Annotated in this window: 10 protein-coding genes; all 10 read right to left on the bottom strand. The window is 59.8% G+C overall.

Annotated features, from left to right (window positions below):
- Positions 1–350: 350 nt before the first annotated feature.
- A complete protein-coding gene (locus tag ACIQ36_RS16425; RefSeq protein ID WP_395831280.1) occupies positions 351–1,037 on the bottom strand; it encodes a hypothetical protein in 687 nt (228 codons plus the stop codon).
- 296 nt (positions 1,038–1,333) lie between these two features.
- Positions 1,334–1,882, bottom strand: a complete 549-nt coding sequence (locus ACIQ36_RS16420) for a lytic transglycosylase domain-containing protein (RefSeq protein WP_395831278.1) — start codon at positions 1,880–1,882, stop codon at positions 1,334–1,336.
- Complete coding sequence (locus tag ACIQ36_RS16415; RefSeq protein ID WP_395831276.1) at positions 1,879–2,124, bottom strand: hypothetical protein; 246 nt, start codon at positions 2,122–2,124, stop codon at positions 1,879–1,881. Before ACIQ36_RS16415 ends, ACIQ36_RS16420 begins: the two co-directional genes overlap by 4 nt.
- Positions 2,121–2,843, bottom strand: a complete 723-nt coding sequence (locus ACIQ36_RS16410) for a hypothetical protein (RefSeq protein ID WP_395831274.1) — start codon at positions 2,841–2,843, stop codon at positions 2,121–2,123. The genes ACIQ36_RS16415 and ACIQ36_RS16410 overlap by 4 nt, the downstream gene beginning before the upstream one ends.
- Before the next feature lie 3 nt (positions 2,844–2,846).
- The gene (locus tag ACIQ36_RS16405) at positions 2,847–3,659 is read right to left on the bottom strand and encodes a hypothetical protein (RefSeq protein ID WP_395831272.1); all 813 of its coding nucleotides are present in this window, start codon (positions 3,657–3,659) and stop codon (positions 2,847–2,849) included.
- A 24-nt stretch (positions 3,660–3,683) separates the two neighbouring features.
- Complete coding sequence (locus ACIQ36_RS16400) at positions 3,684–5,606, bottom strand: hypothetical protein (RefSeq protein WP_395831270.1); 1,923 nt, start codon at positions 5,604–5,606, stop codon at positions 3,684–3,686.
- A gap of 118 nt (positions 5,607–5,724) precedes the next feature.
- On the bottom strand, positions 5,725–6,255 hold the full coding sequence (locus ACIQ36_RS16395) for a hypothetical protein (RefSeq protein ID WP_395831268.1): 531 nt from the start codon (positions 6,253–6,255) through the stop codon (positions 5,725–5,727).
- Positions 6,256–6,257: 2 nt separating this feature from the next.
- The gene (locus ACIQ36_RS16390) at positions 6,258–6,788 is read right to left on the bottom strand and encodes a hypothetical protein (RefSeq protein ID WP_395831266.1); all 531 of its coding nucleotides are present in this window, start codon (positions 6,786–6,788) and stop codon (positions 6,258–6,260) included.
- A 15-nt stretch (positions 6,789–6,803) separates the two neighbouring features.
- Positions 6,804–7,370 carry a hypothetical protein gene (locus tag ACIQ36_RS16385; RefSeq protein WP_395831264.1) on the bottom strand — a complete coding sequence of 189 codons (567 nt, stop codon included), beginning with the start codon at positions 7,368–7,370 and terminating at the stop codon, positions 6,804–6,806.
- Between the two features lie 17 nt (positions 7,371–7,387).
- Positions 7,388–7,820, bottom strand: a 433-nt coding sequence (locus ACIQ36_RS16380; RefSeq protein ID WP_395831262.1) for a hypothetical protein, incomplete at its 5' end; no start/stop codon positions are given.

Raw genomic sequence — 7,820 nt, 5'->3', positions numbered from 1 at the left:
GCACCATAGCGCCCGCTCACGATCTCCAGATCGACCATCAGGGAGCAAATCGTGTCGAGGATGGCAGCAGCGGGAACCGCGCCTGGCGGAACGAGGGCAAGGGTATCAACCACGGCGCACCTCCGCGAATTTATTGCAGACAGCGCTGCTGGATGGGAACGGGACGCGCTTTGATGCCGCGACCTTAGCGCAAAGGCTTTCTCCGGCTTTCTTCGTCGTCATCTGGAAATCGCACTGGGCACAGGTCGACCCGCGCGGACCGCTGCCCGCAAAATGCGCCATACCCGGAACCACAGCCTTACGTTGGGCCGCCTCCTGGGGTGTTTCAGAGAGATGCTCGCGAATCATGGCTACACCGCCCGCTTCGAAAAGCCGTGCGCGAGCCCGTTCGGGCAGCGGGTCGCGATCTTGCGGCCGGTTGCGGCCAGATAGCGCTGTTGCGCTTCGATCAGGAGTGCATTGGCGGACATCTCAACCCCATTGGCTTTCACGCGCTGCCGATCGGGGGGCGTTGAGGGATGCCAGACTAGTTCCACTAACCAATCGTGAAAATCGATCAGATACCGGCCCGCGACCTCGAGCGTGAAATAACTGAAGTAGGGCAGTTCGGTATAGAGATCCTCGGGCTTTGTCAGTCCGGCTCGGGTAAGAAGGTTGGCCTTGGAGACCATGCGTCGGTCGACGGAATAATTATCCGGCCCGTACCGCACAACCTCATGCCCCTGCTGCCGCAAGTGTTTAATGGCCCGCATGACCGGCGTGCCGCCTTTGCCGTAGCGAACGTCATTATCGTTGCTCAGTTCGGCGGCAAGTTTGGCGCTGGTTTGAGTATACCAGGTTTTGAGCCAGTCGGGAGTTAGCTTCAAGCTCTCCGCGATTGAGTCCCAGGCGATGCCGTCCCGCTCCATCGATGCAATCTTCTGGTAGCGCACCAGTGCGTCGGTCGTCAGCGGGCCGCCCGTGCGCGGCGGCTCTTTGGGCAAATTGCGCCGACCGATAGGGGCAGCAGAAAGACTGTTTTCAGACGGGCTGGACATGATAGTGTCGCCTCGCTTCTTAGTGGGAGCATCCGGAGTGAGCCCAGGCTCCTCCGGGGAGAAGGGCGTCGAGGGCCTAATCTCGACGCCTTTCTTTTTACCCCCGGAGGAAACCCGGCCTCTGCACCGCGACGCGGTAAATCTTCAATAGCAAAAAGATTTCTGAAGAAAAAGCCCTAATAACAAGGTTTTAGAAAATAATAATAATCTCAATAATTGGCTATTTTTAATCATGACGATGGGCACGCTACCCAGACTAGGATAGCGCGTAAAACAGAAAAACACCTTCACTTAGATTATAAATTCGCCCTCTTTTTAAGAGTTCGAGCGTTATTTACAATTTTTTCGATATAGGCTTCGGCCAACTTCGGCGTCGGCGAGGCATAACAGCCGATTGCTTTGGCGAGGTCGCCTTTATCGCGGCGACACCGCGCCAGGATGATCGCAGCCATTTCGGCATTGACGCAAGGATCCCAGGTCACGGCTTTGGCCGCGTCAGCCTCCGTCGCATACCCAAAAATCCGCTGAACCGACCAGATCCACTGACTGTTCACCTGAAATGGACCACGATCCGTCGACCGATCCTTATTCTCGATCACCGCCCCAAGCCAGCCGCCTTCATTAAAGAGAATCGCTGGCAACGCATCGTGCGGGATGAGATATCGAACGCTGGCCAGCGCCGTGCAACCGGCCAACCTTCCCTCTTGATCTTCACGGACGGCGCGGACCGGCACGGCCGCCATCGTCCGGCAGGTGCGCTCGAGCCGAGCCTGCTCGTCCGGTCCGATCGCGACATTATTGGCCGTCGCCAGCGTGAGCGCGACACTTAGGCAGGCGGCAATCAATGGAGCCTCCCCTGGTTCGCATCAAGGTAGGGCAGATGGCCATAAAGTTCGTCCGCCCGCGCTTGAAACAGGCCAGCCAACTGATTGAAGGCATCGGCGGCGTCACTCGGATGCGCCAAAAGACCCGACTCAATGGCCGATTGAACCCAGGGTTCTAGCCGCGGATCATTGAGCGCATCGAGGAGTGCATGTTCCGCCGGGCTCTTGGGTCCGCCATGAAACGGCGACGGCGAGCGGATCATAGGCGGAACTCCTTGCGCTGAACCTTCCCTCCGACCGGCTTCAGTTCGACGGTTACGGACATATCGCTTCCCTTACCGCTGATGTTCACCACGCGGGCATTCTTCGCGATGGGATCACCGACTTTTTGCACCGAGAACTTGTTGGTTCCGGCCGCGAAGATAGCGACGCAGATTGGGCGCGGCCCAACGGGACAACCGCCCGCGACAAGCGTCAGGTCGGCGAGGGATTCGATCTCGTCGATTTCACCAGTATCAGCGCCGCCTGGGGCAACAGCCTTCCGGCGGCCGTCGTCGACGATAACGCCTTTCTCGCCCGCATCTTCGACATTGAGCGTGCCGTCGCCGCGTTTGCCGGGCCGCGCGTTGAGGGCGCTAACGGCATCGTTTGGATCGACGGGCAACATCGCAGGTGTGGCCTTACTGACTTCGAGTTGAAGCTCTCCCACCGCTTTCATCACGTCTTTGCGAGCCTTGAGATCCTGTTCGCAGTTTCTCAGCATGCGTTCCCGGCCCACGAGATCGGCGGGCAAGAGTCCGCCGCCGCATTCTGCCGGTAGGCGAGCGTCGGATTTGAGGCCGAGGGAGGCCTGCGGGTCGAGTTGGTCTACGGTAAGCGCTGGAGCGGCCGGCTCTTGTGCCTTGAGCGACGCAAAACCGGTAGGGACGCTGGCCAACAGTAAGCTGCTGGCCAGCAGGCCCGCGCGAAGTGAGAAGCGCATGGGCTATTTCCCCCTGGTGTCGGGATCGATGTCTTTCATTCCATCGACATCGTCCGGCGTCGGCATCAAGGCGGCGTCGTACTTGTTCACGGGTGTGTAGACACCAAGCATCATCATCCGCAGCACTTCATCGTTACGGCGATGGTTGGGAATATCCGCCCACTTGACGCGCCCGCTAACCGCATCGCCTGGAACATAGTCACCCAGGTATACCCATTCGGCCTTCACGCCCACCGCATTTCCGCCACGTACAATAGCCCAGGCATTAGAGCCATCCCGTTTGCACGCCGCCATAATAGTCTCAGCCCAGATACCCCGGTTACGCATCGCCTGCGTATGGTGCGGTACGCCAGTCTGAACGGTTTGGTCATAGATATTCTGAAGCTCGGCGATGTCGAATTTGGTATCGCCCATTTGAGCGACACCAATCGTTCGGCAAAAGCTCAAACGCACTCGATCCAGATCAAGGCCATTCAACACCAAATCAGGTGTGTAATCGCCATCGATCCACATCACATTGGTCAGAAGCCGATCCGACTTTCCCTGGATATTCCAACGGAACTCGGTCAGCCCGATCTTGTAAGCGCCGAATTCCTGACGCAGGAGCGTATCGCCCATCTCCTTGAGGATACGCTTTTCATCGGCATTGGCGTATTTTGCGACACTGCCAACACCGCTGTTGATGCCCGATACGGCAAAGATCCCCACCTCAGGCATCTTCAGATCAGGGTTTTCTCGCCGTCCCACACCCGGAGCGGCAAGAACCGAACCTGATAGAAGAACAGCGGTGATAGTCGTGCCGAGTGATTTTTTCATCCTTAATCTCCTGTGCATTTTATTCTAGTAATCGCCGCCGCCAGTACCATTTCCACCAGTACTGCCGCCTGTTCCTCCATTCCCAACACCACCACCGCCATCTCCTCCGGTACTTGGATCAGGCATACCATTGTTATCGTTTCCGCCGCCTGCGGCAGCGGGCGTATAGCCGGATGAGCCATTGGTGAGCAGCCCGTCGCGGTTGGTTGAGTAGTCGGTGTAGCCCATGGCGATCCGGGCGAGGGCGGTAGCTTCGTCGACTTCCCGGATCCGCCACCAGCCTTCTGAATTCTGCCCACCGCCGGCGTGAAGGTAGACCTGATACCAAACCTTCGGTGCCGTGGGCGTCGGCGTTGCTGCCGTCGTGCAGGCGGGATCGATACCCGGAATGCAGACCGGGTTCGTCACCGTTACGGTCGGCGGCGGTTGCACGGGGGTACAATTCACCTGGCAGACGCTCGGGTCCACAATCGGCGGCGTCGGATCGATAACGACCGGCGGCGGCGGCGGCGGCGGCGGCGGTGGTGGGGGGCTGCGCAAATGATTGCAGTTCTGGTTTGCTACCCCATTGTCCTGGCCCATTGGCACGAGAACGTAGGCAGACCCGTTCCAGCCACACACCAAACCCGGATCACCCCCACCTCCGCCGCCTGGATCACCCCCACCACCCGAGCCACCACCTCCGGTCGGAGGCGGCGGCGGGGGGGGAGGAGGTGGCGGCGGGGGAGGGGTACAGCTATTCGACGTCTCCACCCAAGGCGTAAAGCTTGCTGGCGGTCGCGTTCCCGTCCAATCGACGATCCAGACCTGCGTACCCTGTCGCGCGTAAGTAACCGATCCGCTCCAGCCTGCCGGACAGGTGCCCGTATAGTTTTCCGTCCAAATCGTCGGCGGCGGGTCCGTGACGGTCGGCGGCACCCCATCGGTCGCACAATCCGAGACCAGATAGGTCGACGGATTTGTTGCTGGCGCATTCAGCGGTGCTTCCGTCGGGATCAGCGCCGATGGCGGCAGCAAGCCCCGGAAAGCAATCGGATCATCCAACTGAGCGTAGGTCGGCGTAAACTCATCGACGACATTGCAGCCCTGAACCAGCTTGGTCTTATTGAAGACAGCCACGGCGGCCCACATAGGGACGCCTTGGAATGAGCCTACCGCCACATAGCGATGGCCGGCCGGAACGCAAGCCGTCGCTAGAGCCCAAGCATCCCGATGATGCCGAGGTCTCGCTGGTGCAGAACCCGGATTATTGCGATACGGATCGGTCGGCCCCGGCAACACCCCACAGCCAGCGAGCCCGCCGGTGCGCGTCGAGATCATCAGGCTTTCGGCACCGACTGGCCGGGTCAGAACATCATCCGGCAACCGATAAGTATCGCGGGTATGCTGCTCGGTTAGTCGGTTGTTCCGCGCATAGCCCACGGCAAAGGAGGCGTCAGTGGTTCCATCTGGTTTCTTGCGCTGTTCAAGACGTTTCTCATGGTCGATCAGAACGGCAAGCACGGAGCCGCCATTGATGCCCTTGCGCTGCAACTCCTCCATGGCGTTGACGGCATAGGGATCGCCGGTTTCCGGGTTGATCCCGCCGGTAGGGTCGAGAATGGCATACCAGCGCGACCGATCGGAGCCGTCCGTCTGGGTTTGCGGCGCGTGGGTACGCTTCCGATCAATGATGATCCGCAAACCCGGCTCGGCCCGATGGGTCTCCGAAGGATTGGTCGGATTGGCCATCACCTCCAGGATCGGCAACTCGCCCGTATACCAACGGTTCTCCGGCCGCCGCAGCCAATTGATGCTGTCGGCATAGGTCATGAACATGAACTCAGCTGTCTGAGACGACAGCGCCGTCGATGCCATTTGATGCTGCTTTTCGAGCGCAACGGTGTTCGGATCACCGCAGAGCAGCCCAATAAGCGAGCAGACGAGAGCTAAAGGACTGGATGCCATTTCGACCTTCTCTTTCTCACTCCCATTACCGTTTTGTTCCCGTGTACAGTACAGGAACATGAACGGTTTGAGAATCCGTTAAGACATTAAAAGTTGTTCAGATAGCGAAAGATTCTCTTTATTTTGCCGACCCGTCTCCGAGGGAGTGCCCGGCCCGCATTGCCCCGGAGAACCTTAGGTAATCAGCTGGGTTGGCGACGCTGGCCGCGGCCATTCGGAAGCGTGCCGCGCCATTCTCAGCTTGCAGACTGACCATGCCGCCGCCTCGATCGATGACGCTCATATTCAAGCGCAACTCCTCGGCCTGATCGGCGGGGGCAAAGACCGACATATCGATGACGACATGCCCGTAAGCGCCGGTGCGCGCCACCAAGACGATATCACCGCCATAGGGTCCGAGAGGGCTGGTGCCGACCGGCAGATATTCCTCAAGGATCAGTTCCTGGACGCTGATATCGGCCGTCGCGACGCCCGGACGCAGCAGGCGGGTGTTCGTTGCGTAGCGCTGAGCGGCCTCGCCGATCAGCGCGAAACGGCCGGCCATAGCGTAGGTTCTCTCGTCCCGATGAACCCGCGCCGCCTCGACGTGATTGCCGATCCAAACCACTTTTGCGAGCGTGAGGACCAGCAGAATGGCTTTCAGCATCATGGTCAGGGTGCCCGATGGGTTTGAAGCCGCAGGACCAGGTCGCCGTCGTAACCGACGAAGCCTGCCAGCGACGCAATCGGGATCGGTCCCCAGCCGCCGGCGCGCGAACGGATCTGATCGCCTTCGACGATGCCCGCCTTGACGCCCATGCGATTGGCCACGGTGATCGGGATGCTCGTGCCGAACCCTACCCAATCCCCCCCGCTCGGAATGACGGCATAGACCGTTGCCGTCGTGCCGGTCCCATAGGAATAGAGCCGGACGGGTTGGCGATTTGGGGCCATAGTATTCAGCATGGTCCCATGGCGGGTTTCGCTCAGGACGCTGGCGGGAAGTTCGACGGAGGCGGTTTGCCGTAGGACAGACGAGGCGGACCCCGCATAATCCCAAGTGGCGGCATAGACGCGCTCGGCATAAGCGTAAAGCACGTCGCTGAGGGTTGCCATATTGCGCTTCAACGAGCCCTGAACGGTATAGCCGATCAGGGCAAGACTGAAGATCCAAAGGGCCAATTGGACTTGCTTGAGATACATGGCAACCCTCGCCGACTAACGAATCACGAAGGCAAGTTGATTGGTGGCGGTCGGTAGGCAGTTCGTCTTGCCAAAATCCTGCACGGCCGCACGACGGAGTTCCGCCGCGATGGATGAAATCGCCACCGAGTTCGTCAGTGTCGCGGAATTGTCAGGCGCGATTCCGACGAAGGTGATGCGACGATGCACATCAGGGCGCACCTGCGACGTCAGGGTGAGGCATTGGTCCCGGCTGTAGCCGGGAAATACCGCGTGAATGCCATTGGTCTGAATAATGATCGACCAGCAGCCTCCCGACGGCGATTGCCGCGACCCGGCCGGGCAATCGCCCTGGGCACCCCAAGCGGCGGGAATTGCGAGCGAATTCGCGAAACGATCGGTAACGTTGGCAGGCAAGGTTGCCGCCGTATAGGGCGCTTCGGGATATTGCTTGCCGATCTCGGTTATGATGGCATTCACCCCGTCGGCAGTCCCGTCATTGAAGATGCCCGTTGCCATTGCCCCAACGGCAGCAAGCGTAAAGACAAGACCCGCTGCGGCAAGAGCGCGGGCAGACATAAACGATTTAAGCTCGAGACCCATGGGTGACTTCCTTTGAGTTAACGGGGGAGATTGAGGGCGTCGTCGATCGCGAACTGCACGAAGTAGTCGATCACGATCGAGACGAGGGCCAACAGCGAGACGAGGTACATGGCCCCCTCATTGGTTCGCTCGATGGCGCGGAGATTGCCGGCACTGGCCTTATCGACCTCTCGGTTGAGGATGATTGTCTGGCGCTCGGCAAAGTTTGGGGATTTGGCGGCCTCGGTTAGTCGGCGCACGAGGGTGGCGCTCGGGAAGGTGCCGCCGAGATCATGCAGCCCTGCCACGAGGTTATTATCGTGCCCTTTACAGAAGACTTGCAGCGGCTCGATGTAGCTGCGCAGCCAGGGCGTCGCCGTGTAATGCAGCGCCTCAAGCGCGTCGGCGGCGGTCTTGCCGATAGTCATGACGAAGGCGAGGCCCGACAGAATGCCGAGACCCTGTTGGCGC

Source organism: Elstera sp. (assembly GCF_044372965.1).
Classification (GTDB): domain Bacteria; phylum Pseudomonadota; class Alphaproteobacteria; order Elsterales; family Elsteraceae; genus Elstera.
Note: the sequence above shows the minus strand (reverse complement) of the source record. Positions and strands in the feature narration are given on the sequence as shown.